Raw genomic sequence first — 26,165 nt, 5'->3', positions numbered from 1 at the left:
GGTGCTCACTGGTGTTCTCCGCTCGCGATGGTCTCCAGGATCCGACTGGGGGTGATCTCCGGCCCGTTGGTGAGCTTCGCCACCAGCTTGCGGTCGCGCAGCACGCCGATGGTGTGGCTGAGGCGGAGGACCTCCTCCAGCTCGGCCGCGATGTAGAGCACGGACATGCCGTCCTCGGAGAGGGACACCACGAGCTTCTGGATCTCGGCCTTGGCGCCGACGTCGATGCCGCGGGTGGGCTCGTCGAGGATCAGCAGCTTCGGCTGGGTGATCAGCCAGCGGGCGAGCAGCACCTTCTGCTGGTTGCCGCCGCTGAGCTGGCCGACGCGGGCGTCGGGGTTGGCGGGCCGGATGTCGAGGGCCTTGATGTACTTGGCGACCAGTTCGTCGCGCTGGGCGGCCGGGATGGGCCGGGTCCAGCCGCGGGAGGCCTGGAGGGCCAGGATGATGTTCTCCCGGACCGTCAGATCGGGGACGAGGCCCTCGGTCTTGCGGTTCTCCGAGCAGAACGCGACCCCGGCGCCGATGGCGTCGTTCGGGGCGTGCATCGGGACCTGCCTGCCGCCCACGGTGACCTTGCCGCTGTCGGGCTGGTCGGCGCCGAAGAGCAGCCGGGCGAGTTCCGTGCGGCCGGAGCCGAGCAGTCCGGCGAGGCCCACGACCTCGCCCTTCTTGATGTCCAGGTCGAAGGGGGCGATCCCGCCCGTGCGGCCGAGGCCCTCGGCGTGCAGCAGGGTCTCGCCGACGTCGGCGTGCAGCTGCTGCTCGTGCAGTTCCTCCAGCTGGTCCAGTTCCTTGCCGATCATCAGCTGGATGAGACCGACCTGGTCGAGTTCGCTGACCATGTGCTCGCCGACGAGGGTGCCGTTGCGCAGGACGGTCATGCGGTCGCAGATCTCGTAGATCTGGTCGAGGAAGTGCGAGACGAAGAGGATCGCCACGCCGTCGTCCTTCAACCGCCGCATCAGGCGGAAGAGTTCGAGGACCTCGTCGCGGTCGAGGCTGGACGTCGGCTCGTCGAGGACGAGGACCTTGGTGCCCTTGCCCTCCTCACCGCCGGTGCTCACCGACCGTACGATCGCGACCAGTTGCTGCACGGCCAGCGGGTACGAGGACAGCGGGGCCGTCACGTCGATGTCGAGGCCGAGCCGGTCGACCAGCTCCGCGGCCTCCTGGCGCAGCCGCTTCCACTGGATGCGGCCGAAGCGCGTCGGCTCACGGCCGATGAAGATGTTCTCCGCCACCGACAGGTTGGGGCAGAGGTTGACCTCCTGGTAGACCGTGTTGATCCCGGCCTGCTGCGCCTGCAGCGGGCTGGCGAACCGCACGGACTCCCCGTCGAGGGTGATCGTTCCGCCGTCCAGGGAGTAGACCCCGGTCAGCACCTTGATCAGGGTGGACTTGCCGGCGCCGTTCTCGCCCATCAGAGCGTGTATCTCGCCGGGGAAGAGCCGGAAGTCGACGCCCGACAGAGCCCGTACCCCCGGAAACTCTTTGACAATGCCCGTCATCTCCAGGACGGGCAGCGGCTCTGCCATGGCAGCGCTCCTCATGGAATTCATCGAAGTCGTCCAGGCCCGCAGGGAGCCCCGGGACCGGGGGGCCGGTCCGAGGGGGACTCCCTGCCGGTGGGGTGGGTCAGTACTTGCGGGTGGGGAGGGCGTCCTTGGCCTGGTCCTGCATGAAGTCGCTCTCCTTGGTCTTGATCCAGCGCTCGACCTTCTCGCCGTTCTTGACCTTCTCCACGACCTCCATCAGCTGGGGGCCGAGCAGCGGGTTGCACTCGACGATCGCGTTGATCTTGCCTTCGGACATGGCGATGAAGCCGTCCTTCACGCCGTCGACCGTGACGATCAGGATGTCCTTGCCGGGCTTCTTGCCGGCCGCCTCGATGGCCTGGATGGCGCCGAGGCCCATGTCGTCGTTGTGCGCGTAGAGGACATTGACGTCCGGGTTGGACTGCAGGAAGGCCGCCATGACCTGCTTGCCGCCGGCGCGGGTGAAGTCACCGCTCTGGCTGACGACGATCTTCCAGTCGTCCTTGTGCTCCGCCTCCATGACCTCCTTGAAGCCCTTGGCGCGCTCGATCGCGGGGGCGGAACCGGTGGTGCCCTCCAGCTGGGCGATCTTCACCTTGCCCTTGTGGCCGGCCTTCTCCAGGACCTTCTCCAGGATCTTGGCGGCGCGCCGGCCCTCATCCGTGAAGTCGGAGCCGACCAGGGTGACGAACAGGGACTCGTCGCTCTCGACGGACCGGTCGGTCAGGACGACCGGGATCTTCGCCGCCTTGGCCTCCTTGAGCACGGCGTCCCAGCCGGTGACGACCACCGGCGAGAAGGCGATGACGTCCACCTTCTGCGCGATGAAGCTGCGGATCGCGGAGATCTGGTTCTCCGGCTTCTGCTGCGCGTCGGAGAACTGCAGCTTGAAGCCCGCCTCCTTGGCGGCCGCCTTCACCGAGTCGGTGTTGGCGCTGCGCCAGCCGCTCTCCGAGCCGACCTGGGAGAAGCCGAGGGTGATCTTCTTGCTGTCGCCACCGCCGGAGCCGGAGTCACCGGAGGAGCTGTCCTCCTTGGCGCAGGCCGCGAGGCCCGTCGCAGCCGCCACTCCGACCGCCGCGGTGAGGAAGTTACGTCTGTTGAGCATGTCTTCTCCTTTGAAGAGCCGGTCCGGGAACGGACCGTTGGTACTCGTGGTGGACCGGCCGCATTGCGTCCAACCTGTCGATCATCGTTCGAAATGTCGGCCACACTGAGGGATGAAAAGCGTTGGGTTGTTCGGTGCCGCGTCAGCCCGGCGGGGGCAGGTACGGGAACGTGCTGGCGCGGACGACGAGTTGGGGCTCGATGGCGATGGAGGACGGTCCGGCGGAGGGCCGGCCCTCGACCAGGTCGAGCAGCAGGGCGATGCTCCGCTGGCCCACCGTCGCGAAGTCCTGCCGGACGGTGGTGAGCGGTGGGGCGAAGAACTCCGACTCCGGGATGTCGTCGAAGCCGACCACCGCCACGTCCTGCGGCGTGCGTACGCCCGCCTCCCGCAGCGCGCGCAACACCCCCAGCGCCATCTGGTCGTTGGCGACGAAGACCGCGGTCAGCCCCCGGCCCACCCAGCCGGCCAGTTCCTGGCCCGCCCGGTAGCCCGACAGCGGGCTCCAGTCCCCGCGCAACGGCTGCGGCGGTTCGATGCCCGCCTCTTCGAGGGTGGCCCGCCAGCCGACGGTCCGGTCCGCCGACTCCTGCCAGTCCTCGGGTCCGGCGAGGTGCCAGACCTTGCGGTGCCCCGCGGCGAGCAGATGGCCGGTGGCCAGCCGCGCGCCCAGCTCCTGGTCCACGTTGACACTGGGGACCTCCGAGCCGGAGCCGGTGCCCACGGCCACCACCGGGAAGGGGAGCCGCAGTTCGGCGAGGGCCGCGACCGCCGACCGCTGCGGGGCGAGGGCGATCACTCCGTCCACGCCGCCGTCGCTGAGGCGGTCGACGGCCTCGGAGAGCGTCTCCACGGTCAGCTCGCGCAGACTGACCGTCGAGACGAGGTATCCCTCGGCCAGGGCCGCCTCCTCCAGCGCGAACAGCGTGCTGGCCGGCCCGTAGAGCGTGGTGTTGGAGGCGACCACGCCCAGCGTCTGGGTGCGCCGGGTCACCAGGGCCCGTGCGGAGGAGTTGCGACGGTAGCCCATCTCCTCGATCGCGCGCTGCACCCTGGTCCGGGTCTCGTCCCGCACGTTGGGGTGGTCCCCCAGGACGCGCGAGACGGTCTGGTGGGAGACACCTGCCTGGCGTGCCACGTCGGCCATGGTGGGCGGCCGGAGCTGTGAGTGGGTCACGGTCGCACCTCCTCGGTGGTCGACGGTGGACGGGTCCTGCGCTGCGGGTGGTTCGGTACTGCGGGTAGGTCCTGTGGTGGGGATGGTTCCCGCGCCACGGACGGCCCCTGTGCGGGCGGGCGGATGGTTCCGCGCCGTCGGCTTCACGCCGGGGTCCCGGAAAACCCCAGGTCGGCCGCTGGTAAGGCGAGTTGGGGCGGTGCCGGCAAGACGCTCGTACCTCCTCGGATGCCCTGGGGCGTCGACTGGTGAATGCGGAGGTCATTGTGAGCGCTAACAATTCATGGCGGTCAAGAGGGCTGCGTCAGGGAAGTCGTTACGGTTGCGTAACGCGGCCGTCCGCGGGGCACTGGGAGAGGACGGCCGGGGCATGCCCGAGCCCCCGGGCACGGACCTCGACCCGGGGGCTCTGACCTGCACGTTCTCCCTACGAGCACCACCACAGGAACTGCTTGCACGTCGCCGAGGGACTTGGTTGCGGGGTGGTTTCGTCCGCGGTCGGTTCGGGGGTCGGGGCGTCGGCGTCCTCGGGGTCCGGGGTCGGATTTCCGGCCGGAGGGGCGGGGCTCACCGTCGCGTTGGACGCCGAGCGGTCCACGGGCTTGTCGTCGTCCTCATCGGCGTCCTCGTCCTTGGATTTCCCCGACTCGGAGGCGGACGGAGAGGCCGACTTGTCCGGTTTCTTCCTGTCCTTCTCGGTGTCGGCCGGCCCTTCCGGACCCTCGCCGGCCTCCTCGGCGCCGTTCGCCGAGGCCGACGGAGAGGCGTCGGAGACGTCGTCGACGGAGGCCGCGCGCGGCTCCTTCGGCGGTGCCTCCATGCCGAGTTCGGCGAGGCTCAGCCCGCCGGCGGCGAGCAGCAGTCCGGCCCCGATCATCAGCACCCGCCGACGTCGGCGCCGGTGCGCGGCGGCCTTGCGATCCCGCCGTCCGGCTCGCGCGTCCCGCCCGCGGCCACGGCCCCGGCCGGGAGGCCCACCGGCCTCCGGGTCGTCACCCCCGGTGACCTGCTCGGACGCGCCGGCGTGTCCGACCACGTCCGGGGCACGCCGCGCGGCCCGCGCACCGCGACCGCGACCCCGGGCGCGGCGTCCGCCCGGGCTCACGGGGGCGGTTGCGGCGGGCTCGAAAGGACTCTCGTGTGCGTCCGCGGCCGTGTCGTCCCCGGCGGACAGGGCGTCCGGGTGGGTGCGGCACTCTTCGGCCGACGCGCCGCACCCCGAGCAGGAGAGGGCGCCATTGAGGTGCCGTTGGCACGGGTGGCAGTAGTCCATGACGCCGGAAGATTATGTTCCGCACCGGTGACGTTCCCGGGTGGGCCCGTGAAAGTTGTGTAGGAACCTCGTGGACCGGGGTGTCGCGGCGAGCGATCAGCCCTATTTGCCCGCTGCCCGAGCCTTCGACCCCCCTCGACCCGGAACCGTTGTGCTTTCGACCCATTGACACTCAGACCGGGTCGTCCTTACTGTCGCGATCAGCATTTCGAACGAGCGACGAAATTTCGAACAGACCACAAAGGACAGGGAGTACCGTGCGCATCACGGGAATCAGCACGCACGTGGTCGGGACGCCGTGGCGGAACCTGACCTACGTACAGGTGCACACCGACGAGGGGCTCACCGGCGTCGGCGAGACCCGCATGCTGGGCCACACCGACGCGCTGCTCGGCTATCTGCACGAGGCGAAGACCAACCACATTCTCGGGTCGGACCCGTTCGCTGTCGAGGACCTCGTCAAGCGGATGAAGTACGGCGACTACGGCCGGGCCGGCGAGATCGTGATGTCGGGCATCGCCGTCATCGAGATGGCCTGCTGGGACATCAAGGGCAAGGCCCTCGGCGTGCCGGTCTGGCAGCTGCTGGGCGGCAAGGTCACCGACAAGGTCAAGGCGTATGCCAACGGCTGGTACACCACCGAGCGCACGCCGGAGGCGTACCACAAGGCGGCGCAGGGCGTCATGGAGCGCGGCTACAAGGCGCTCAAGATCGACCCCTTCGGGACCGGCCACTTCGAGCTGGACCACGAGCAGAGCCTGTACGCCGTCTCGCTGATCGAGGCCGTGCGCGACGCCATCGGGCCGGACGCCGAGCTGATGCTGGAGATGCACGGCCGGTTCTCGCCCTCCACCGCCGTCCGTCTCGCCAAGGACCTGGCGCCCTTCAAGCCCGCGTGGCTGGAGGAGCCGTGCCCGCCGGAGAACCTGAAGGCGCTGGAGAAGGTCGCCGCCAAGGTGGACATCCCGGTGGCCACGGGTGAGCGCATCCACGACCGGATCGAGTTCCGGGAGCTCTTCGAGAGCCAGGCCGTGGACATCATCCAGCCCGACGTCGGCCACATCGGCGGCATCTGGGAGACCCGCAAGCTCGCGGCCACCGCCGAGACCCACTACACGCTGGTCGCGCCGCACAACGTGGGCGGTCCGGTGCTGACCGCGGCCTCGCTCCAGGTCGGCTTCACCTCCCCGAACTTCAAGATCCTCGAGCACTTCAACGACTTCGCGGACGCGGAGATCAAGAAGGTCGTCTCGGGGGCCCCGGAGGTCGTGGACGGCTACTTCCACCTGTCCGACAAGCCCGGCCTCGGCGTCGAGCTGGACGTGGACGCGGCGGCGGAGTTCCCGCAGCAGCAGGCCCGCTTCGACCTGTGGGCCGAGGGCTGGGAGCAGCGCAAGCCCAAGGGCAGCCAGTGACCGCCACGCCCGACGCGGCCGACGCCGGCACCCCGGCCGCCGCCGTCGTCATCGAGGCACCGGGCGAGCACCGGCTGGTGCCGCACGAGCCCCGGCAGCCGGCGGCCGGCGAGGCCCTGGTCCGGGTGCACGCCTCCGGGATCTGCGGCAGCGACCGCGAGGTCTTCCAGGGCAACAGGCCGGAGGGGTACGTCCGTTACCCCCTCACGCCGGGCCACGAGTGGTCCGGTACGGTAACCGCCGTGGGCGATGGTGTTCCTTCAAGTCTTGTAGGGCGCAAGGTAGTTGGCGAGGGCTTCCGCAACTGCCAGGTGTGCGACCGCTGCCACGCGGGCGAGACCACGCTGTGCTCGGCGGGGTACGAGGAGACCGGGTTCACCCAGCCCGGCGCGATGGCCACGACCCTGACCCTGCCCGCGCGTCTGCTGCACGTCCTCCCGGACGACGCGGATCTGTCGGCGGCGGCACTGCTGGAGCCGGCCGCGTGCATCGCGGCCGCCGCGCTCAAGGCGAACGCCGTCCCGGGCGAGCGGGTGGCCGTGGTGGGCACGGGAACGCTCGGCATGTTCGCCGTTCAGTTCCTGAAGGCGGCGTCCCCGGCCGAGCTGCTCGTCGTGGGCACCCGGCCGGACCGGGCGGAGCTGTCGAAGCGGTTCGGCGCCACGGACTTCCGCACCAAGGACCAGGAGCTGCCCGGCGACTTCGACGTCGTCATCGAGACCGCCGGGTCCGCGGACGCGGCGACCACGGCCGCCGCCCTGCTGCGGCGCGGCGGCCGGCTGGTCCTGACGGGCATCCCGGCGGCGGGCGCGGACGGGCTCGACCCGACCGACCTCGTCGTACGGCAGCTGGAGGTGCACACGGTGTTCGGCGCGGCGCCCGACGCCTGGGCGCACACCGTGCGGGTCTTCGGAGCCGGGCTGCTGGACCCGCTGCCGCTCGTCACGCACGAGCTGCCCCTGGAGCAGTTCCCGCAGGCCATCGAGCTGGTGGGGTCCGGTGACCCGACCGTCGGAAAGGTCCTGCTGCGGCCATGACACACCCCTGAGCCGTGCGCCGGTACGGGGTACCTGACGACCTCGTACCGGCGCACATCCACGAGCTTTGTGCACCAAGAGCCGCGAACCTTGTCCGAAATATCGAATCCGATGCAGCCAGAAGGACAGCTTGTGACCGACACCACCGCTCCGGCGCCGCGCCGACCCGGCGAGCAGGCCCTCGCCGCGCTCGGGCTGAACGCACCCGCCCTCGACCCTTCCGACGCCTCCCCGCACTCCTTCCCCGGCGGTGGCCGCTGGCGTACCGAGGTGCCCTCCGTCGAGGGGCCCGAGGCGCTCGGCGTGGTCCTCAAGGAGGCCTCGCGGCTCGATGTGCCGATCCACCGGATCAGCCAGGGCAGCGGCGTGTGGATGCTCACCGACGCCGAGATCACCGAGATGGTGGAGGCGACGGCCGAGCGCGACATCGAGCTCTGCCTGTTCACCGGCCCCCGCGGGACCTGGGACATCGGCGCCTCCACCCGTACCGACTCCAAGGGCGCCGGTCTGCGGGCCCGCGGGCACGACGCGGTCGCCGGGTGCGTCGAGGACGCCGTGCGCGCGACCGAGCTGGGTGTGAAGTGCCTGCTGGTCGCCGACGAGGGTGTGCTGTGGACGCTGCACCGGGCGCGGGTGGAGGGGATCCTCCCGGCCGACACGACCTTCAAGGTGTCGGCGCTGATCGGCCCGGTCAACCCGACCGCCTACGCCGTCTACGAGAACCTCGGCGGCGACTCGATCAACGTGCCGAGCGATCTGACGCTCGACCACCTCACCGAGATCCGGCGGGTGTCCGGCGCCCCCATGGACATGTACATCGAGGCGCCCGACGACCTCGGCGGCTATGTGAGGATGTACGAGGTCGCCGAGCTGATCCGGCGCGGAGCCCCGATCTACCTGAAGTTCGGCCTGTCGAAGGCCCCCGGGATCTACCCCTACGGGCACCACATGCGGGACCTCACCCTGTCCACGGCCAAGGAACGCGTACGGCGCGGCCGGCTGGCCCTGGACCTCCTCGCGCGGCACGGAGCGGACGGCGACATGGCGCCGCTCGGTACCCGTTTGCCCGGAGATCTGAACCGGTTCGGAAATCCCTCATAACGAAGCGGACAACTGGCTTCACAGAAGCAGACGCAGTCACACAGAATCCCCCACATCTCCTCTGGCTCCTTTCGGCTCATGAAGTGCCGTGCCCGCCAGAACGTACAGAGCCTTCAAGACATCAAGGATGATGATCATGCGCACTCGCCGAGCCGCACTCGCCGCCATAGCCTCCACCGCCTCCCTCGCCCTCACCCTGACCGCCTGCGGCCAGAACAGTGAGGGTGGCAGCGCCGACAAGGGCGGCAGCGCCGAGGGCGGCACCATCGGCATCGCGATGCCGACCAAGTCCTCCGAGCGCTGGATCGCCGACGGCAAGAACGTGGTGACCAACCTCGAGAAGATGGGCTACAAGACCAAGCTGGTCTACGGCGAGGACGACCCGGACCAGCAGGTCGGCCAGATCGAGAACCTGATCACCCAGGGCGTGAAGGCCCTCATCGTCGCCGCCATCGACAACAAGTCGATGAACAACGTGCTGCAGCAGGCCGCCGACGCCGACATCCCGGTCATCTCCTACGACCGCCTGATCCTCGGCACGAAGAACGTCGACTACTACGCGTCCTTCGACAACGAGAAGGTCGGCGAGCTCCAGGGCAACTACATCCTGGAGAAGCTCGGACTGAAGGACGGCTCCAAGAAGGGCCCGTTCAACATCGAGCTGTTCGCCGGCTCCAACGACGACAACAACACCCGCTACTTCTTCCAGGGCGCCATGAACGTCCTGAAGCCCTTCATCGACAAGAAGCAGCTCGTCGTCAAGTCCGGCCAGACCGAGCTGAACCAGGTCACCACCCTGCGCTGGGACGGCGGCACCGCCCAGAAGCGCATGGACGACATCCTGACCTCGGCGTACAAGAGCGACCGCGTGGACGCCGTCCTGTCCCCGTACGACGGCATCTCCATCGGTATCCTCTCCGCGCTGAAGTCGGACGACTACGGCTCCAAGAGCAAGCCGCTGCCGATCGTCACCGGCCAGGACGCCGAGGTCGCCTCGGTGAAGTCGATCATCGCCGGCGAGCAGTCGATGACCGTCTACAAGGACACCCGTGAGCTGGCCAAGGTCGCCTCGAACATGGTCGACGCGCTGCTGAAGGGCAAGAAGCCCGAGGTCAACGACACCAAGACCTACGACAACGGCTCGAAGGTCGTCCCCGCCTACCTGCTGGAGCCGGTCAGCGTCGACAAGTCGAACTACAAGGAGACCGTCGTCGACTCCGGCTACATCAAGGAAGGCGACCTCAACTAGCACGACGGACTCCCCGACCGACCACTGATTGGAAGGCACGACCATGGCGGGACCCGTCCTGGAAATGCGCTCGATCGTCAAGACCTTTCCCGGCGTCAAAGCGCTGTCGGACGTCACACTGACCGTCCAGCAGGGCGAGGTCCATGCCATCTGCGGCGAGAACGGCGCCGGCAAGTCGACCCTCATGAAGGTCCTCTCCGGCGTCCACCCGCACGGCAGCTACGAGGGCGACATCCTCTTCGAGGGTGAGCCCTGTGAGTTCAAGGACATCAGAGCCAGCGAGCAGCGCGGCATCGTCATCATCCACCAGGAGCTGGCGCTGTCGCCCTACCTCTCCCTCGCGGAGAACATCTTCCTCGGCAACGAGCACGCCAAGCGCGGGTTCATCGACTGGCGGGAGACCCTGCGGCACGCCACCGAACTGCTGCGCCGGGTCGGGCTCTCCGACCACCCGGACACCCGCGTCGCCGACATCGGCGTGGGCAAGCAGCAGCTCGTGGAGATCGCCAAGGCGCTCTCCAAGAAGGTGAAGCTCCTCATCCTGGACGAGCCGACGGCCGCCCTGAACGACGAGGACAGCGACAAGCTCCTGGATCTCATCCTGGAGCTGAAGAAGCAGGGCATCACCTCGATCATCATCTCGCACAAGCTGAACGAGATCCGCAAGGTCGCCGACTCGGTGACGATCATCCGCGACGGCCAGACCATCGAGACCCTCGACGTGAAGGCCGCGGAGACCACCGAGGACCGGATCATCAGCGGCATGGTGGGGCGCGACCTGGAGCACCGCTTCCCGGAGCGCACCCCGCACCAGCCCGAGCAGGGCGCCTCGCCCGCCCTGGAGATCCGCAACTGGACCGTGCACCACCCGATCGACCAGCAGCGCAAGGTCGTCGACGACGTGTCCGTCCAGGTACGGCGCGGAGAGATCGTCGGCATCGCGGGCCTCATGGGCGCGGGCCGTACCGAACTGGCGATGAGCGTCTTCGGACGCACCTACGGCCGCTACAGCGGCGGCACGGTCCTCAAGGACGGCAAGGAGATCCGCACCAGGACCGTCCCCGAGGCGGTCGACAACGGTATCGCCTACGTCACCGAGGACCGCAAGCACTACGGCCTCAACCTCATCGACACCATCAACCGCAACATCTCGCTCAGCGCGCTGGGCAAGGTCGCCAAGGGCGGTGTCGTCGACGAGCACGAGGAGCGGAAGGTCGCCGAGGGCTTCCGCAAGTCCATGAACATCAAGGCGCCGACCGTCTTCGAGCCGGTGGGCAAGCTCTCCGGCGGCAACCAGCAGAAGGTCGTCCTCAGCAAGTGGATCTTCGCGGGTCCCGATGTGCTGATCCTGGACGAGCCGACCCGCGGGATCGACGTCGGCGCCAAGTACGAGATCTACACGGTCATCGACAAGCTGGCGGCGGAGGGCAAGGCGGTCGTCTTCATCTCCTCCGAGCTGCCCGAACTGCTCGGGATGTGCGACCGCATCTACACGATGGCCGCAGGAAGGCTGACGGGTGAGTTCTCGCGTGCCGAGGCCACGCAGGAATCGCTGATGCGTCAGATGACGAAGGACAAAGAGGTAACCCGATGAGCACGGATGTGACCGCCAAGAGCCCGGCCCCCGCGCCGCCCGGCAAGAGCGGGACGGCGGCGGGCGGCGGCCTGCTCCAGCTGGTCCTGGACGGCATGCGCCGCAACATGCGGCAGTACGGCATGCTGATCGCCCTCGGCCTGATCGTGGCGCTGTTCGCGGTGTGGACCGACGGTGACCTGCTGCTGCCGCGCAACGTCTCCAACCTGGTGCTGCAGAACAGCTACATCCTGATCCTCGCGATCGGCATGATGCTGGTCATCATCGCGGGCCACATCGACCTCTCCGTGGGCTCGCTGACCGCGTTCATCGGCTCGATGGCCGCCGTCTTCATGGTCGACAACGACATACCGTGGCCCCTGGCCGTGCTGCTGTGTCTGGCCGTGGGCGCCGCCGCGGGTGCCGCGCAGGGCTTCTTCATCGCGTATCTCGGCATACCGTCGTTCATCGTGACCCTGGCGGGCATGCTCGTCTTCCGCGGTCTCACCGAGATCTTCCTCAAGGGCCAGACCCTCGGCCCGTTCCCGGAGGGCCTGCAGAAGGTCGCCAACGGCTTCCTCCCCGAGGTCGGCCCGGAGACCAACTACCACAACCTGACGCTGCTGCTGGGCTTCGCCGTCATCGGCTTCGTGGTCCTCCAGGAGTTCCGCGACCGGCGCCGGCAGCAGGAGTTCGCGCTCGACGTGCCGCCGATGAACCTGTTCGTCCTCAAGCTCGTCGCGATCTCCGCCGCTCTGCTCACCGTCACCATGCTGCTCGCCAGCTACAAGGGCGCCCCGATCGTCCTGCTGATCCTCGGCGCGCTGGTCGTCGGCTTCGGTTACGTGATGCGCAACGCGATCATCGGCCGCCACATCTACGCCATCGGCGGCAACCTGCCCGCCGCCAAGCTGTCCGGTGTGAAGGACAAGAAGGTCACCTTCCTGATCTTCCTGAACATGGGCATGATGGCCGCGCTGGCCGGTCTGGTCTTCGCCGCCCGCTTCAACGCGGCGTCCCCGAAGGCGGGCCTCAACTTCGAACTGGAGGCCATCGCGGCCTCGTTCATCGGCGGCGCGTCGATGAGCGGCGGCGTCGGCACCGTCCTCGGCGCGATCATCGGTGGCGTCGTCCTCGGTGTCCTCAACAACGGTATGAACCTCGTCGGCATCGGCACCGACTGGCAGCAGGTCATCAAGGGCCTCGTCCTGCTGGCAGCCGTCGGATTCGACGTGTGGAACAAGCGCAAGGGCGGCAACTGACCGCACCGCAAGGGGGCCTCGCCGAACGGGCGGGGCCCCTTTCCCATGGGAGAAAGGCGGGACGTCACCCGTGAAGGAACTCTTCGGCAAGCTCGCCGACGGCACCGAGATCCACCGCTGGTCACTGGAGAACGGCGGCACCCGGCTGAAGGTCCTGTCGTACGGCGGGATCGTGCAGTCGTTGCAGACCCCGGACCGCGACGGCCGGTACGCGAACATCTCCCTGAACCTCGGCACCGTCGAGGACTACGTCGCCGGGTCGCCCTACTTCGGCGCGCTGATCGGCCGGTACGGCAACCGGATCGGCGCGGGCCGCTTCACGCTGGACGGCGAGACGTACGAACTCCCCGCGAACGACGGCGCGAACAGTCTGCACGGCGGGACGGACGGCTTCGACCGGGCCGTGTGGGACGTCGAGCCGTTCACGGACGGCACCGACGTGGGCCTGCGCCTCTCCCGCACGAGCGCCGACGGCGAGATGGGCTACCCCGGCACCCTGGACGTACAGGTCGCCTACACCCTCACCGAGCGGGGCGAGTGGCGGATCGACTACGAGGCGACCACGGACCGGGCCACCGTCGTCAACCTCACTCACCACGTCTACTGGAACCTCGCGGGCGAGGGCAGCGGCTCGGTCCTCGACCACGAGCTGACGATCGCCGCCGCCCGCTACACCCCGGTCGGCCCCGGCCTGATCCCCACCGGCGAACCGGCCTCGGTCGCGGGCACCCCCTTCGACTTCCGTACGGGCAAGGCGGTCGGCGACGACCTCCGCACGGCCGATCAGCAACTGCTGCACGCCAAGGGGTACGACCACAACTGGGTCCTGGACAAGGGGGTCACCGCCGAGCCGGAGTGGGCCGCCACCCTCACGGACCCGGCGTCCGGCCGCACCCTGCGGATCTCGACCACCGAACCGGGGCTGCAGTTCTACTCCGGGAACTTCCTGGACGGCACGCTCGTGGGAGGCTCCGGGAGGATCTACCGGCAGGGGGACGCGCTGTGTCTGGAGACCCAGCACTTCCCCGACTCGCCGAACCAGCCGTCGTACCCCTCGACGGTGCTGCGCCCCGGGGAGACCTACCGGTCCACGACCGTCCACGCCTTCGGCTGACAGCGGTCCGGCCGGCCGACGGCTCCGCCACGGCCTTCACAGACGGCTCACATGTTCTTACCGAAATCTCAGCGGTTGAACGGAGCCGTTCCGGCCTCCGTATGTAGAGGCGGCCCGTGCTCCCCCGCACGGGCCGCCCTTAGTCGTCGGGCCCGGTCGTCCCCAACGGGCCCGCCCCCTACGGAGGTTCCATGTCCGACAACGTCACCTCGTTGTTCCGCAGCACTGCGGCGCACAGCCCCTCGATGGCTGCGCTGACGCGTGAGGGCGGCGACGGGGTGGGGCCGGTGGACTTCTGTATCCCGTGCAACCCGTACTTCCCCACGCCCGCCATGTTCGACGACATGGCGGGCAGGCTGCGCGACATCATCACGTACTACCCGAGCAGCGCCGACACCATCACGGCCGAGCTGTGCAACCTGCTCCAACTCCCTCCGCAGTGCGTGGCGATGGGCAACGGCTCGACCGAACTCATCACCTGGCTCGACCATCTGATGGTCCGTGAGTCCCTCGCCGTCCCCGTCCCCACCTTCGGCCGCTGGACCGACCAGCCGATGGAGACCGGCAAGCGGGTCGACATGTTCCCGCTGCAGGAGTCCAGCGGCTTCGCCCTGGACCTCGCGCAGTACGCCGAGTTCATCCGGGCCCGCGGCACCCGGGTCGCCGTCATCTGCAACCCGAACAACCCCGACGGCGGCTTCCTGCACCGGCACGCGCTGGTGCAGTTCATGGACGCGATGGCCGACCTGGACCTGATCGTCATCGACGAGTCGTTCCTGGAGTTCGCCGACGCCGAGTCCGAGCCGTCCACGGTCCAGGACGCGGTCATGCGGCCCAACGTGGTCGTGCTGCGCAGCCTCGGCAAGAACTTCGGCCTGCACGGCATCCGCTTCGGCTATCTGGTCGCCAACCCGGCGCTGGCCGGCAAGGTCCGCTCGATGCTGCCGAAGTGGAACCTCAACTCCTTCGCCGAGCACGTGGTGTTCATGCTGAAGAACCACGGACCCGAGTACATGGAGAGCCTGCACCAGGTCCGCCGCGACCGGCTGGACATGGCCCGTCAGCTCTCCGCCCTCCCCGGGCTGACGGTCTACCCGTCGCAGGGGAACTTCCTCTTCGTGCGCCTGCCCGTGGGCGCCGAGGGCACCGTGGTCCGCGACCGGCTCCTCACCGAGCACCGGATCCTGGTCCGCGAGTGCGGCAACAAGGTCGGCTCGTCCAGTCGCTTCCTGCGGCTCGTGGTCCGGCCCCAGGTCGACGTGCGTCGCCTGGTGTCCGGCCTGGAGTCGGTTCTCTACGGGTCCAGGAGGGGAGCCGCCGTACCCGAGCTGGGCACCGGGACCAGCTACAGCTCGGGTACGGCGGCCGTGGACCGGCTGATGAGCGAGACCAACGGCACGGGCATGCACAACCTCGCCGCGCAGGCCATGAGCATGCCGGCCCCGGCGCCCGCGTCCTCCATGCAGTTCGCCTCCCCCGCGCCGGCACCCGCTCCCGCGCCGGCACCCGCGCCCGCTCCCGCACCGGCGCCCGTTCCCGCCGCCGCGTCCATGCAGTTCGCGGCGCCCGCCCCCGTCCCCGCCCCGGCTCCCGTCGCGCCGATGCAGTTCCCGGCCCCGGCACCCGCTCCGGCCCCGATGCCGATGCCGGTCCCCGCTGCGGCCCCGATGCCCGCCGCACCGGCCGCCGCCATGCCGGTCCCCGGTCTGCAGCCCGTCGCCCAGACCGGGATGCCCGGCCTCGCAACCGCCGCCCAGAACCGCCGCGCCATGGGCGCGGCCCAGGGCCTCACCGCCGCCCAGGTACGCGGCCGCACCCAGCCGGAGCCCCTGGAGGAGCCCCAGGGGTGGCCCGCGGCCGGCGGGGTGTACAACCAGGTGGGGTGAGCCCCGGCTCCCCCTGACGGACCCCATGGGGCGACGCCCCCGACCGGCCCTGTACGGGGCGCTGTCGGGGGCGTCGCCTTTGGCCGTTGCCCGGAGCGACGCTCCGGGGAAGGCCGGTGTCGGTTCCGATGAGGCCGGCCCCGGCCCGGCATGTGCGGTGCCGCGGCCGGCGCCCTGCGAGTCGTACGGGTCCCGCGGAGTCCTCCGGGTCCTACCGGGCCCGGCGGCCCCGGCGACGGCCGGTGCCGGGCACCCGCGCCCGCCGGTCACGGGCCTTTCGCGCAGGCCCCGCGACAGGCATCCCGGTGTGGCCGTAGTGGAAGGAGGCGATGCGGTCGCCGTGCTGCGAGTTGAGCTGGTGAATGAGGAGGGCCCCGAAGGCGATCATCGCGATGATCACGATCACGGTCACGAATGTCTCCACAGTGCTCACCTTCCGATCGGCGGACGTCTGCGGCGGGACCACCAGAAGGTTCCGGCGGCCCGTGCGGCACGAGAGCAACTGCAGTCGTGCGGGTCCTGCTCGGGCGGGAACCAGCCCACCTTCTCCCCGTGCCGGGCGACAGGCACCTTGCGGGGAACGGCCGGCCGGTGGACGGGGTTCACCGTGACCCGGGTGATCCGCCCCCACAGCGGCTCCAGCACCGCGGTCAGGGAGAGAGGTTCCGATCCTCGGTACCTTCGAGCCTACTCCTCGGACGGGCCCGGCCGAGGGTGCGGCCGCGCCCGAGGAACGCCACCCCACGAACTACTCACCGAGGCCCCGTGGGCCTTGCGCGGCACTCGGGGCCGCTCGTTCGGTGCCGGTGTCTGCGCCGGTGTCGATGAGGATCTGTTCGGCCTGCCTCCCGCTGCCGGAACGGACGGCCTCGGCCATGGCGGCGCGCGCGGCGTCGGGTGTCGCGTGCGGCGGGACCACCAGGAGGGAGAAGAGATCATGCTCGCCCCGGGTGACGAGAACGGTGTCGTCGCCGACGGGGAAGGAGTCGATGCGGACGACACGGTCGTCGATGGTCATTCGCGTCGGCAGCTCTTCCCAGGCCCCGGTGTCCAGCCCGACACGTGTGATGGGGCCGAGGTACCCGGTGAGTGCGCTGATCAGGCTGGGGAGTTCCGCGGCGATGTCACGGGAACGGGGCCACCACACCCCGTCGAGCACTCCCGTCCGGTCATGGGTCGTCTCCAGCCGTACGACAGCCGTCCCGGGCCGTACGGTCTGGTGGACGGTGTCCGGCAGAAGCCTGGTCACCTGCGGGAACTCGGAGTCGGCCATCGCACTCGCCTGCCTCGTGCCTGCCCGTATGCCTGGACTGAGGGAACCGACGGCTTCCTCGTTCTCACGGTACTCCTCGCTCCGGCAGCCGCCGGGGAGCCCGCCGGTCACCCACGGGGGCTGAGGGCCGCGGAGTAGAGTGAGAGACCCAGCCCGCCCCGTTCCCACGGTGCATCGAACTCCGAGGTCGCTGTGCAACCCATGGAAACCCCCTCGGACGGACAGGCCAAGGTCCGAATCATCGCCGCCTCACCCGACGTCGCCCGTCGGGTCGCGGAGGTCCTCCGCCGCTGCTTCGACGCCACCGAGCAGCGCAGCTATCCCGCGGGCCCCGACGGAGGAACCCTTCTCGACCTCACCGTGGACACCGCCCACGCGGCGGAACCCGCTCGGACGTGGCTGGAGACGAGCCGGCCGGTGGCCGACGGCCGGCTCGTGGACGAGGACCGGGCCGTGGACGAGGACCGGCCTGTGGACGACGACCGCCGACGGAAGTGAGGCCGACGTCCGGGACCGACCGCCCGGGCCTCTCCGGGGAGTATGGTGAGGCCACCGGAAGCACCTCGCACACCGGCGTCGATGCCTGTGTCGCTCCCGGTGAGCGACGACACCGGACGGCTGCCTCCGCGCAGGGCTCCGGAGACGGGTTCGCGCGATGCTCGCGACCATTTCTCAGCTCCCTGACTCCCCTCGTCTCCCTCGTCTCCCCAGCCCTCCGCATCTCCCGTCACTGCCGGATCCCTTCAGAGTTCCGTCCGCACGCCTCGCGCTGAGGTCCGAGCGTCCGTTCGCCGGGCCCGCCGAGCTGGACGGCGCGTGGTGGCCCCGTTCACGTGACCTGCCGACCGAGCTCTCCGCACTGGCGGACGTGCTGGATCCGTTGTGGGGACGGATCACCCGTATCGCGGTCGACCCCCGCCACTGGCCGGTCCTCCCGCCCAGGATCTTCGTCAACGGCCACGTGGTGCAGGTCGGTTGGTTCACCTCGGCGCTGGATCCGCACGCGATCCTGTTGCGGTCCTACACCGCGGGCCGCTGGAACCTCCTCGTGGTCCCCCCGGAGACCGGCGCCCGCTCGGCCGCCCGGCTGATGGCCGCCGCGAGTGCGGACACCGGCCCGCCGATGACCGCGAGCGCACTCATGAGGACGGAACGGCGGGCGCGCACCGGAAGCCGGGAGTGCGCCCACGGCGCGGAGAAGGGGGGCCGGGCGCCCGGTGGGGAAGACCGGGGGCCGTCCGTCCGGGGGCGAACACGGTGAAGTGAACGACGGGGACCCCGATCCCGTACTTCCTGTCGGCGGTGTGCCGTCTCGGTCACTCCCGTCACACTGTCGGAACCAGAAAGCAACGCACCTGGCTCCCTGCGGCCCCACCGGCCCCATACGATCAAGCCCATCGTCCACGTGTGCGGCCTGGGCGCGTGCTCCGCACCGTACTCACGAACTCATGTACTTCTGCACCTCTTCACACCCGTGACTCACGCGCCACAGGTTCGACTGAATGCCGGAAGGGGACGGACCGTGCGCCATCAGGAGGCCCGGACGAGCCGCAAGGCCCGGACGATCGTGGCGGTCACGGCCGCGCTGGGACTGACGGCCGGTCTGTCCGGCTGCGGCGGCGACGCGGACGCCGAGTCGAGAACGGTCTCCCTGACCGTCATCGCGACCAACTACGGCGACAGCGTGCGCAAGAACTCCGAGGGCTACTGGGACCGGGTCACCCTGGCGTTCGGCGCCGCACACCCCGGCATCGACGTGGACGTGCGGGTCTACGACCCGGGCGAGGTCGAGGAGAAGGTCGCGAAGCTGGTCGAGCGGGGCGAGGCGCCCGACATCGTGCAGACGGACAGCTACTCCGAGTACGCCGCGCGGGACCTGCTCTACAGCGCGGACGAGGTGCTGTCGGTCCAGGCCCAGGCATCCTTCGTCCGCAGCCTCGCGAACGCCGGGGAGATGGACCGGGCGCAGTACGGCCTGCCGTTCACCGCGAGCACCCGCCTGCTCTACTACAACAAGGACCTGTTCGCGCGGGCGGGTCTGAAGCCGCCGCAGACCTGGGACCAACTCCAGGCCGCCGCGCGGGCGTTGAAGGCTCAGGGCGTGAAGTACCCGATCGCCGTACCGCTCGGACCGCAGGAGGCGGAGGCCGAGACGCTGATGTGGCTGCTGGCCGGTGACGGCGGCTACACCGACTCCACGAACCGCTACGACATCGCCTCCCCCGCCAATGTGGCGACGCTGACCTGGCTGAAGGAGAACCTGGTCGGCGAGGGCCTCACCGGCCCGGTCCCGCCCGGCGAACTCAACCGCGGCGAGGCCGTCGACGCCTTCCTCACCGGTGACGCGGCCATGGTCAACGCCCCGCTGTCACTGGTCCGCCAGATCGCGGACTCCTCCGACTCCGTGCCCTACGGCGCCGTGCCGCTGCCGAGCCGCGACGGCGAGGAGACCCCCACGATGGGCACCGCGGACTGGGTCGTCGCCTTCCGCAACGACGACCACCGCACCGCCATCGGGGAGTTCCTCGACTTCCTCTACACCGACAAGTACGTGACCGAGCAGGCCGCCCAGTACGAACTGCTCCCCGTCACCACCTCCGCCGCCGACGCGATGCGCGCGGACAAGGCCCACCGGGCTCTGTGGAGCGGCCTCGACACCCTGCAGAACCTCCGCCTCTATCCCGTCGCCGAGACCAACTGGTCCGAGGTCGCCGCGGCCGTCCGGGAGCGCATCGGCGGGGCGGTGACCGCGGAGGGGAACCCGAGGAAGGTGCTGGAGTCGATCGCGCGGGTGACGAGGAAGTAGATGCGGGCGGCGGAGGTCAGGAGCCCCTCGGCGCGGAACCGCCGCGGTCGGCCCCGACGGTGCTGCGGCGATCAGGGACGTCGGGACGGCCGGAGAGGCCGGGACGGCCGGAGAGGTCTGGGTGGTCAGGGCGGTCTGGGTGGTCGGGGCGCTCGGGTTGATCCGGGGGCGCCGGCAGATGTGTCGCCATCCCCGCCGCGACCAGGCCCGATGCGAGGAGCAGGCCCTGCGGCAGCACCATGCCCATGACCAGCATCAGCAGCGCGACGGCCAGGAGGGCCCAGGCGGGCCGCGCCGCCGCCGGTACGCACGCGGTGGGCGTGGGCGTGGGCGTGAGCGTGGGCCCCGCGGCGTGCGGGCGGTTCCGCCCCGTCCCGTTCCGCGGAGCGTGCGGCGGTTCGGTGTCGGGCTGCGTCATGGCTCCTCCGTCCCCCGGGCCCCACGACCGACCGGGCGGATGGGCGGCGCTACCGATGGACACCGGCACACCGCACCCCACAGGCAGGCCCCAGCCGATCGATGAACGCAAACCGATCAGCCGAGGTCGGGCGGGATCGATCGCAATTCGATCGAATACACACGGTTTTGACCAGGCATGATGCCCTCTCGATCTCCTGGGTACACATCGAATGAGCACGGCTAGCGTGGGCGGGGTGCGGCAGTTCACCTTTGACGCCCAGCACCCGTGCTCGTACCCATCGAGTCCCATCGAGAGGAGGCGGCCGTGATGCCGGGCGGGGAGACGGACAGCGGTACAGGAACGATCGGCGGCCCGGGCCGCGAACCCCCCGGCCGCGCCCCCGGGACCCTCCTGCTGAAGCGGCACTTCACGGGCGAGAACCTGCCCCAGGTACGCGCCCAGGTGGAGGACACGGCCGCGGCGGCGGGCCTCGGCGGCGTCCGCCTCGGCGAGTTCACCCTCGCGGTCAGCGAGATCGCCACCAACGCGGTCGAGCACGCCGGCGGTCAGGGCCGCCTCGAACTGCGCCGCCTCCCCCAGGAACTGGAGTGCCGCATCACCGACAGCGGCCCCGGCTTCACCCCCGCCATCCCCGAACTCCTGCCCGGCCTCACCGGCGCCTGCCCCGGGCGCGGCCTCTGGCTCGCCCACCTGGTCACGGACCGCCTGACGGTGAGGCCGGCCCGCCGGGGGGCCGGGGCCGAGGTGACCTTGGCGATGCGGTTGGCGTGAGGGTCACGGGTTCTCCCAGGCCGCCGGCTCCGCCGCCAGGTTCTTCACCGGCTCGGGAAGGGCGCCGGCCGCGATGTCGGCCACCGTGACGCCCTCCAGGATGCGCCGGACATTGGCCCGCAGGGCGATCCACAGCGGCAGCAGCGGTTCGGCGGAACCGGTGTAGGTGAGGCCGGTGGGGCGCTCGCCGCGCACCGACACGATCGGGCCGTCGACGGCCCGGATCACATCGGCGACGGTGATGGCGGCGGGCTCGCGTGCCAGCCGGTACCCGCCGCTGCCGCCCCGCCTGCTGGTGACCAGGCCGCCCCGCCGCAGGTCGCCGAGGATGCCCTCCAGGAACTTGTGCGGAATCTCCTGGACGGTCGCGATGACTTCCGCCTTCACCGGACCGCCGTCCTGCCGTACGGCGACTTCCAGTACCGCGCGTACGGCGTAGTCCGCCCGTGCCGAGATCCTCATGGCCCCATTGTCGACCACACGGAGGCACGCGGGTCCCGCCCCCTCACGGGGCGCGGGACCGGGTACGGCGGCTCAGCCGAGCCGGATCACGTTCCACGACAGCGGCTCCAGGACCGCGCTCAGCACACCGTCCCGCAGCGAGGCCCCCTCACCCGCGTGCGGCGCGACCCGCTCGGGCTCCGCCTGTGTGTTGCGTGCGTCGGGGTCCGCGTCGGCCAGCACGCTGTGCTCGACGATCCGGGTCAGCCCCAGCCCGTTCAGGGCGACTTCGAGCGGCAGGGCGTCGTGACGGCCCCGGTTGACCGCGAACACGGTCACCGAACCGTCCTCGGCCCGCACCGCCGTGGCGTGCAGCAGATCCGCCTCGCCGTACTTCTTCGTCCCGTACGTCGGCGAGTCCACCCGTACGTCGAACACCTCGCCCCGCCCGTACCTGGCGGCCTGCGCGAACGGGAAGAACGTCGTCTGCCGCCAGGCCGGGCCGCCCGGCTCGGTCATGATCGGGGCGATGACGTTGACGAGCTGCGCGAGGCAGGCGACGGTGACGCGGTCGGCGTGGCGGAGGAGGGCGATGAGGAGGGAGCCGAAGACGACGGCGTCGGTGACGCTGTAGTTGTCCTCCAGAAGGCGGGGGGCCTCCGCCCAGTCCCGCGTGTCGGAGTTCTCGATCTCGTGCCACTTCGAGATGTACCAGACGTTCCACTCGTCGAAGGAGAGGTTGATCTTCTTCTTGGACTTGAGCTTCGCGCCCACGTGGTCGGCGGTGGCGACCACGTTCTCGATGAAGGACTCCATGTCGACGGCGGAGGCGAGGAAGGAGTCGATGTCGCCGTCCTCGGGCTGGTAGTAGGCGTGCAGGGAGATGTGGTCGACGAGGTCGTACGTCTCCTCCAGGACCGTCGCCTCCCACGCGGCGAACGTCGGCATGGACTGGCTGGAGGAGCCGCAGGCGACGAGTTCGACGTCCGGGTCGATCTGGCGCATCGCGCGGGCGGTCTCGGCGGCGATCCGGCCGTACTCGGTCGCCGTCTTGTGGCCGGTCTGCCAGGGGCCGTCCATCTCGTTGCCGAGACACCACAGCCGGATGCCGAAGGGATCCTTGTCGCCGTGCGCGGCACGGAGGTCGGAGAGAGCGGTGCCGGCGGGGTGGTTGGCGTACTCCTGGAGTTCCAGGGCCTCGGCGACACCGCGGGTGCCGAGGTTGAGGGCCATCATGGGCTCGGCCTGGGGGCCGACCTTCTTCAGGAAGCCGATGTACTCGGAGAGGCCGAAGCGGTTGGTCTCGGTGGAGCGCCAGGCCAGGTCGAGGCGGCGGGGGCGGTCCTCCACGGGGCCGACGGAGTCCTCCCACTTGTAGCCGGAGACGAAGTTGCCGCCCGGGTAGCGGATCGTGGTGACGCCCAGCTCCCGGACCAGGTCCAGTACGTCGGTGCGCAGGCCCGCCTCGTCCGCGGTGGGGTGGTCCGGTTCGAAGATGCCGGTGTAGACGCAGCGGCCGAGGTGTTCGACGAAGGAGCCGAAGAGTCGGGGGTCGACCTCGCCGACCTTGAACGCGGGGTCGAGGGTGAAGCGGGCGGTGCGGGTCATTCGGGGCGGCCCCTTCGCTGTTCGGTATTGCGGATGGTGATCGTTGAGCCGAACGGGACGCTATGGTCGAAGTCGGGGCGAGTCAATGGGGTGAAGGACCGGGAGCGGGTGCCTCGCCGTCCGCCGGATGCCGGCACCGGGCGGAGCAACCATCGTTCGTCAAAATTCAACGATCGTTGGATTCTCGTGGTCCCGGCGTCCGCGGGCACGTAGGGTCGGCCCGTGCCCGCCCTGCCAGACAGCCTTGCCGAGACCCTGACCCGCCTCGACGCCCGTATCGCCGGGAGCGGAGGTGACCGGGGCCGGCTTCTCGACGTACCGGCGCTGGCGCGGCGCACCGGCCTCGCAGAGGACCTGGTCCGGGCGTTGCTCGACGGGGGCGAGCCCGTGGCCGACCGGGTCGACGACCGGGTGCGTGGGCGGCTGCACGCACTGCACGAGGCGTATGCCGCGCGGAGCGGCAAGCGAGCCGGTGAGGTCTGCCGGGAGGTCGCGGAGCGGCTGTCCATCAGTCCCGAATGGGCCCGGCAGTTGCTGCTCGGCCGGAAGACGCCGAACGTGTCCGACCTGACCGAACTCGCGGAGTTCTTCGGCGTCGAGGAGGGTGTCCGGTTCTTCACCGACCCGGCCTCGGCCGTGCTGAACCGGGAACTCGGGCGCCTGCTCGGGGGACTTGACGACGGCACGGACGGCGACGGGCCGCTGGTGGAGTTCGCCACCCGGCACGGGGTGGTCACGCTCGCGCTGCGCGGCCATCGGCTGACCCCCCGCAAGCAGGAGGCTCTCGCCGTCATGCTCGAAGGGCTGCTCGGCGTCGACGACGAGGAGGGGCGCCGATGAGCCGCGCCGGGGGCCCGGACCGAGACGAACGTGCGGGGGCCCGCCGGGACGGCGGGATCACGGGGACAGGTGGCTTCTCCGGGACGGGTGGGTTCTCCGCTCTGCGCGGGGCCGTCGGCAGGGTGCGGGCCGCGCTGCTGCCGTCGCAGTCCGGCGCCGAGATGCGCAAGCTGACCGCGGGGCTCGGCAAGGCGGTGCGGGCGCGGCTCGACGGACCCGTCGGGGTACAGGAGTTGGGCGCGGCGCTGTGTGCGGAGATGAGCGCGCGGCGGGGCGGGCGGCCGGTGAAGCTGCGGTTCGAGCGGTTCCCGGACGGGATAGGGGTGACCGGACTGTGGATGGAGTTCCCCGACTTCGACCTGGTGATCGTCGAGGAGCGGGCCGAGACCGTACAGCAACTGGTCATCCTGGGACACGAGTTGTGGCACATGCACGCCGGCCACTGTCATCACCCGCTGCCGGGCCCGGACGCCGCGCTCGCGCTCTCGGGTGAGGCGGGCGTGCCGGACGCGCCGAGCGGGCCCGCGTTGTCCTCCCTCTCCCCCGAGTTGTCGGCGGCACTCGGACAGGGAGGGACCCCCATCGCCGCGCGCCACGGCTCCCACGAGTCGGAGGAGCAGGAGGCCGAGGACTTCGGGCACCGGCTCGCCACCGCGTTCCGTTCCTGGGTGGACACCGGACAGGACGGCCCGGCCGGCGCGGCGGATCCGGGTGGCCCGGCCGACCCCGTCGGGCAGGCCATCCAGGCGACCCTGGGCTATCGCAGGCACCGCAGATGAGGGAGACGGTCGTGCCGGCGACGACCGGGGCACTCAGCTCCACCGGTCCCGCCGACTTCTTCGGTGATCTGTACATCTCGTTCTGGATCCCCACGGCCGTGCTGACCGCCGCGCTGATGATCAAGCTGCCCGGCATCGTGAAGCTGTGGCGGGACTCCCTGCTGCGGGCGGTGGGCGGGCTGCTGCTGCTCGCCGCCTGCGTCTTCGTGTTCGCGGTGCCGTCGGTCATCGCGTGGACCAACCGGGTCGTGGGGGTGCCGAACATCGCCGCGCCCTGGGTGTACTCCCTGATCACCGCGTTCTGCGCGTGCTGTCTGCTGCTGATCGTCGCCTGGCGCAACGGCCCGGCCGACCGTTCCCCGGCGACCCGGCGCCTCATGCGCTGGGTCGCCGCCGTCTACACGGCGGTGATCGTCGTCCTGTGGGTGCTGTTCGCGCTCGCGGACGTCCCCCGCGAGCGGCTGCGGGACCTCGACACGTACTACGCGACCACGCCCTTCATGCGCGAGGAGATCCTGCTCTACCTCGGTGCGCACACGGCGGCCTGTGTGATCACCTACCGCCTGATCCGCAACTGGGTACGCGCGGACGGCCTCGACCGGTGGCTGCGCGGCGGCCTGCGGGCGCTGGCGCTGGGCTGCGCGCTCAACCTGGTGTTCGACGCCGCGAAGTTCACGGCGGTGGTCGCCCGCTGGACGGGGCACGACCTGGACTGGCTGAGCACGCACGTGGCGCCGCCGGTCGCCGCCCTGGCCGCCATCTGCATCGCGGTGGGCTTCATCGTTCCGCACGGCGGCCAGTATCTGCGGGACCGCTGGCGGGTGCGGGCCGTCCACCGGCGGCTGCGGCCCCTGTACCTGCTGACCCGGACGGTCGACGACTCCCGGGTCCCCTTCGCGCTGCGCGCCACCCCGGAGCTGCGCCTCACCCGCCGGGAGACGTTCATCCGGGACGCCCTGCTCCGGCTGACCCGCCACCTCGACGACGACCTGCGGAGCCGGGCGTACGACGCCGCGCTGGAGCTCGGGCACGAGCCGGGCCGGGCCAAGGCCCTCGCCGCGGCGGTCACCGTCCAGGAGGCGATCGCCGCGCGGCGGCGATCGCCGGCCGAGGGGGCGACGGGCACCCCGGCTCCGGGCACACCGGTTCCGGGCGTGCTCGCCACCGGACCTCTCACCACAGGCCCCCTCGTCCTCGGTCGGGCGGGTGCGGTGGCCTTCCCCGGGTTCACGGTCTCCTCCGGCCCCGCCGATCTGCTCCGGGACATCGAGGCCATATCGCTGGTGCTGCGTGAACCCGCCGAGATCGAGGCGGTACGGGCGCTCGCCGCCGCCTCCGCCGCGAAGGACAGCGGTGTGCCCGCGCATGAGTGAACGGGCCCCGACCGTCGGCTGATCGGCGGTCGTCACCGCCGGCGTACATGGCCGTTGTCGCCGCGCACCAGCACCGGCAACGGCCACGTGGCCGCGGGCACTCGGGCGGTCCGGGCAGTC

General features: G+C 70.4%; 24 protein-coding genes and 1 pseudogene. 15 read left to right on the top strand and 10 right to left on the bottom strand.

Annotation, left to right across the window (positions count from 1 at the left end; all coding sequences use genetic code 11):
- Window positions 1-5 precede the first annotated feature (5 nt).
- The 4 genes from ACZ6BB_RS32115 to ACZ6BB_RS32100 all read right to left on the bottom strand — a co-directional run bounded on the left by ACZ6BB_RS32115 (window position 6) and on the right by ACZ6BB_RS32100 (window position 5,096).
- Entirely contained in the window at window positions 6-1,538 is a 1,533-nt protein-coding gene (locus ACZ6BB_RS32115; protein ID WP_471618628.1) for a sugar ABC transporter ATP-binding protein, read from the bottom strand.
- 100 nt (window positions 1,539-1,638) lie between these two features.
- The gene (locus ACZ6BB_RS32110; protein ID WP_471618627.1) at window positions 1,639-2,646 is read right to left on the bottom strand and encodes an ABC transporter substrate-binding protein; all 1,008 of its coding nucleotides are present in this window, start codon (window positions 2,644-2,646) and stop codon (window positions 1,639-1,641) included.
- 142 nt (window positions 2,647-2,788) lie between these two features.
- Complete coding sequence (locus ACZ6BB_RS32105) at window positions 2,789-3,823, bottom strand: LacI family DNA-binding transcriptional regulator (RefSeq protein WP_471618626.1); 1,035 nt, start codon at window positions 3,821-3,823, stop codon at window positions 2,789-2,791.
- Between the two features lie 427 nt (window positions 3,824-4,250).
- The gene (locus ACZ6BB_RS32100) at window positions 4,251-5,096 is read right to left on the bottom strand and encodes an SCO2400 family protein (protein ID WP_471618625.1); all 846 of its coding nucleotides are present in this window, start codon (window positions 5,094-5,096) and stop codon (window positions 4,251-4,253) included.
- A gap of 257 nt (window positions 5,097-5,353) precedes the next feature.
- Here ACZ6BB_RS32100 and ACZ6BB_RS32095 point away from each other — a divergent pair, with 257 nt between their 5' ends.
- The 8 genes from ACZ6BB_RS32095 (at window position 5,354) to ACZ6BB_RS32060 (ending at window position 15,733) form a co-directional block, all read left to right on the top strand.
- Window positions 5,354-6,511 carry a mandelate racemase/muconate lactonizing enzyme family protein gene (locus ACZ6BB_RS32095; RefSeq protein ID WP_041669839.1) on the top strand — a complete coding sequence of 386 codons (1,158 nt, stop codon included), beginning with the start codon at window positions 5,354-5,356 and terminating at the stop codon, window positions 6,509-6,511.
- The gene (locus ACZ6BB_RS32090) at window positions 6,508-7,548 is read left to right on the top strand and encodes a zinc-dependent alcohol dehydrogenase (RefSeq protein WP_471618624.1); all 1,041 of its coding nucleotides are present in this window, start codon (window positions 6,508-6,510) and stop codon (window positions 7,546-7,548) included. Before ACZ6BB_RS32095 ends, ACZ6BB_RS32090 begins: the two co-directional genes overlap by 4 nt.
- Before the next feature lie 132 nt (window positions 7,549-7,680).
- Window positions 7,681-8,649 carry a hypothetical protein gene (locus ACZ6BB_RS32085; RefSeq protein WP_471618623.1) on the top strand — a complete coding sequence of 323 codons (969 nt, stop codon included), beginning with the start codon at window positions 7,681-7,683 and terminating at the stop codon, window positions 8,647-8,649.
- A gap of 136 nt (window positions 8,650-8,785) precedes the next feature.
- On the top strand, window positions 8,786-9,898 hold the full coding sequence (gene chvE, locus ACZ6BB_RS32080; protein WP_471618622.1) for a multiple monosaccharide ABC transporter substrate-binding protein: 1,113 nt from the start codon (window positions 8,786-8,788) through the stop codon (window positions 9,896-9,898).
- Window positions 9,899-9,941: 43 nt separating this feature from the next.
- The gene (gene mmsA, locus ACZ6BB_RS32075) at window positions 9,942-11,492 is read left to right on the top strand and encodes a multiple monosaccharide ABC transporter ATP-binding protein (protein WP_471618621.1); all 1,551 of its coding nucleotides are present in this window, start codon (window positions 9,942-9,944) and stop codon (window positions 11,490-11,492) included.
- Window positions 11,489-12,733 (top strand): multiple monosaccharide ABC transporter permease, encoded by a 1,245-nt coding sequence (mmsB, locus tag ACZ6BB_RS32070; protein ID WP_471618620.1) that lies wholly within the window; start codon window positions 11,489-11,491, stop codon window positions 12,731-12,733. Before mmsA ends, mmsB begins: the two co-directional genes overlap by 4 nt.
- A gap of 70 nt (window positions 12,734-12,803) precedes the next feature.
- A complete protein-coding gene (locus ACZ6BB_RS32065; RefSeq protein WP_471618619.1) occupies window positions 12,804-13,847 on the top strand; it encodes an aldose epimerase family protein in 1,044 nt (347 codons plus the stop codon).
- Between the two features lie 191 nt (window positions 13,848-14,038).
- Entirely contained in the window at window positions 14,039-15,733 is a 1,695-nt protein-coding gene (locus ACZ6BB_RS32060) for a pyridoxal phosphate-dependent aminotransferase (RefSeq protein ID WP_471618618.1), read from the top strand.
- A 211-nt stretch (window positions 15,734-15,944) separates the two neighbouring features.
- Here ACZ6BB_RS32060 and ACZ6BB_RS32055 read toward each other — a convergent pair whose 3' ends face one another.
- The 3 genes and pseudogenes from ACZ6BB_RS32055 to ACZ6BB_RS32045 form a co-directional block, all read right to left on the bottom strand.
- Window positions 15,945-16,157, bottom strand: coding sequence for a hypothetical protein (locus tag ACZ6BB_RS32055; protein ID WP_471618699.1), 213 nt, complete (start codon window positions 16,155-16,157; stop codon window positions 15,945-15,947).
- A 24-nt stretch (window positions 16,158-16,181) separates the two neighbouring features.
- Window positions 16,182-16,390 (bottom strand): annotated as a pseudogene (locus ACZ6BB_RS32050) (DUF5994 family protein); the annotation flags it as partial.
- A 91-nt stretch (window positions 16,391-16,481) separates the two neighbouring features.
- Window positions 16,482-17,006 carry a DUF5994 family protein gene (locus ACZ6BB_RS32045; protein WP_471618617.1) on the bottom strand — a complete coding sequence of 175 codons (525 nt, stop codon included), beginning with the start codon at window positions 17,004-17,006 and terminating at the stop codon, window positions 16,482-16,484.
- Window positions 17,007-17,207: 201 nt separating this feature from the next.
- Here ACZ6BB_RS32045 and ACZ6BB_RS32040 point away from each other — a divergent pair, with 201 nt between their 5' ends.
- The 3 genes from ACZ6BB_RS32040 to ACZ6BB_RS32030 all read left to right on the top strand — a co-directional run bounded on the left by ACZ6BB_RS32040 (window position 17,208) and on the right by ACZ6BB_RS32030 (window position 19,812).
- Window positions 17,208-17,504 (top strand): hypothetical protein, encoded by a 297-nt coding sequence (locus ACZ6BB_RS32040; RefSeq protein WP_471618616.1) that lies wholly within the window; start codon window positions 17,208-17,210, stop codon window positions 17,502-17,504.
- 157 nt (window positions 17,505-17,661) lie between these two features.
- Window positions 17,662-18,267: a DUF5994 family protein gene (locus tag ACZ6BB_RS32035; protein WP_471618615.1), complete on the top strand. Its 606-nt coding sequence runs from the start codon at window positions 17,662-17,664 to the stop codon at window positions 18,265-18,267.
- A 261-nt stretch (window positions 18,268-18,528) separates the two neighbouring features.
- Window positions 18,529-19,812, top strand: coding sequence for an ABC transporter substrate-binding protein (locus ACZ6BB_RS32030; protein ID WP_471618614.1), 1,284 nt, complete (start codon window positions 18,529-18,531; stop codon window positions 19,810-19,812).
- Window positions 19,813-19,828: 16 nt separating this feature from the next.
- Here ACZ6BB_RS32030 and ACZ6BB_RS32025 read toward each other — a convergent pair whose 3' ends face one another.
- A complete protein-coding gene (locus ACZ6BB_RS32025; protein WP_471618613.1) occupies window positions 19,829-20,230 on the bottom strand; it encodes a hypothetical protein in 402 nt (133 codons plus the stop codon).
- Window positions 20,231-20,539: 309 nt separating this feature from the next.
- Between ACZ6BB_RS32025 and ACZ6BB_RS32020 the strand changes: the two genes are divergently transcribed.
- Entirely contained in the window at window positions 20,540-21,004 is a 465-nt protein-coding gene (locus ACZ6BB_RS32020; protein ID WP_471618692.1) for an ATP-binding protein, read from the top strand.
- Between the two features lie 3 nt (window positions 21,005-21,007).
- On the opposite strand, the gene ACZ6BB_RS32015 is transcribed toward ACZ6BB_RS32020, so the two are convergent.
- Together ACZ6BB_RS32015 and arfA are read right to left on the bottom strand one after the other, a co-directional pair.
- Window positions 21,008-21,466: an RrF2 family transcriptional regulator gene (locus tag ACZ6BB_RS32015; RefSeq protein ID WP_275458708.1), complete on the bottom strand. Its 459-nt coding sequence runs from the start codon at window positions 21,464-21,466 to the stop codon at window positions 21,008-21,010.
- 72 nt (window positions 21,467-21,538) lie between these two features.
- Window positions 21,539-23,053: an arabinosylfuranosidase ArfA gene (gene arfA, locus ACZ6BB_RS32010; RefSeq protein WP_471618612.1), complete on the bottom strand. Its 1,515-nt coding sequence runs from the start codon at window positions 23,051-23,053 to the stop codon at window positions 21,539-21,541.
- 222 nt (window positions 23,054-23,275) lie between these two features.
- Between arfA and ACZ6BB_RS32005 the strand changes: the two genes are divergently transcribed.
- From ACZ6BB_RS32005 to ACZ6BB_RS31995, 3 genes are read left to right on the top strand one after another with little or no spacing between them, the layout of a single operon-like run.
- Complete coding sequence (locus tag ACZ6BB_RS32005; protein WP_471618611.1) at window positions 23,276-23,893, top strand: transcriptional regulator; 618 nt, start codon at window positions 23,276-23,278, stop codon at window positions 23,891-23,893.
- Window positions 23,890-24,672 (top strand): toxin-antitoxin system, toxin component, encoded by a 783-nt coding sequence (locus tag ACZ6BB_RS32000; protein ID WP_471618610.1) that lies wholly within the window; start codon window positions 23,890-23,892, stop codon window positions 24,670-24,672. The genes ACZ6BB_RS32005 and ACZ6BB_RS32000 overlap by 4 nt, the downstream gene beginning before the upstream one ends.
- Window positions 24,669-26,045 (top strand): MAB_1171c family putative transporter, encoded by a 1,377-nt coding sequence (locus ACZ6BB_RS31995; RefSeq protein WP_471618609.1) that lies wholly within the window; start codon window positions 24,669-24,671, stop codon window positions 26,043-26,045. Before ACZ6BB_RS32000 ends, ACZ6BB_RS31995 begins: the two co-directional genes overlap by 4 nt.
- The last annotated feature ends 120 nt before the right edge of the window (window positions 26,046-26,165 follow it).

It is taken from the genome of Streptomyces sp. NPDC041108 (assembly GCF_055592645.1).
This window is presented reverse-complemented; position numbering and strand designations above follow the sequence as displayed.

Excerpts from the sequence above, each read along its gene's own strand:
- ACZ6BB_RS32115 (WP_471618628.1), bottom strand. The coding sequence starts at position 1,538 with ATGGCAGAGCCGCTGCCCGTCCTGGAGATGACGGGCATTGTCAAAGAG.
- ACZ6BB_RS32110 (WP_471618627.1), bottom strand. The coding sequence starts at position 2,646 with ATGCTCAACAGACGTAACTTCCTCACCGCGGCGGTCGGAGTGGCGGCT.
- ACZ6BB_RS32100 (WP_471618625.1), bottom strand. The coding sequence starts at position 5,096 with ATGGACTACTGCCACCCGTGCCAACGGCACCTCAATGGCGCCCTCTCC.
- chvE (WP_471618622.1), top strand. The coding sequence starts at position 8,786 with ATGCGCACTCGCCGAGCCGCACTCGCCGCCATAGCCTCCACCGCCTCC.
- mmsA (WP_471618621.1), top strand. The coding sequence starts at position 9,942 with ATGGCGGGACCCGTCCTGGAAATGCGCTCGATCGTCAAGACCTTTCCC.
- mmsB (WP_471618620.1), top strand. The coding sequence starts at position 11,489 with ATGAGCACGGATGTGACCGCCAAGAGCCCGGCCCCCGCGCCGCCCGGC.
- ACZ6BB_RS32060 (WP_471618618.1), top strand. The coding sequence starts at position 14,039 with ATGTCCGACAACGTCACCTCGTTGTTCCGCAGCACTGCGGCGCACAGC.
- ACZ6BB_RS32045 (WP_471618617.1), bottom strand. The coding sequence starts at position 17,006 with ATGGCCGACTCCGAGTTCCCGCAGGTGACCAGGCTTCTGCCGGACACC.
- ACZ6BB_RS32040 (WP_471618616.1), top strand. The coding sequence starts at position 17,208 with ATGGAAACCCCCTCGGACGGACAGGCCAAGGTCCGAATCATCGCCGCC.
- ACZ6BB_RS32035 (WP_471618615.1), top strand. The coding sequence starts at position 17,662 with ATGCTCGCGACCATTTCTCAGCTCCCTGACTCCCCTCGTCTCCCTCGT.
- ACZ6BB_RS32025 (WP_471618613.1), bottom strand. The coding sequence starts at position 20,230 with ATGACGCAGCCCGACACCGAACCGCCGCACGCTCCGCGGAACGGGACG.
- ACZ6BB_RS32020 (WP_471618692.1), top strand. The coding sequence starts at position 20,540 with ATGCCGGGCGGGGAGACGGACAGCGGTACAGGAACGATCGGCGGCCCG.
- ACZ6BB_RS32015 (WP_275458708.1), bottom strand. The coding sequence starts at position 21,466 with ATGAGGATCTCGGCACGGGCGGACTACGCCGTACGCGCGGTACTGGAA.
- arfA (WP_471618612.1), bottom strand. The coding sequence starts at position 23,053 with ATGACCCGCACCGCCCGCTTCACCCTCGACCCCGCGTTCAAGGTCGGC.
- ACZ6BB_RS32000 (WP_471618610.1), top strand. The coding sequence starts at position 23,890 with ATGAGCCGCGCCGGGGGCCCGGACCGAGACGAACGTGCGGGGGCCCGC.
- ACZ6BB_RS31995 (WP_471618609.1), top strand. The coding sequence starts at position 24,669 with ATGAGGGAGACGGTCGTGCCGGCGACGACCGGGGCACTCAGCTCCACC.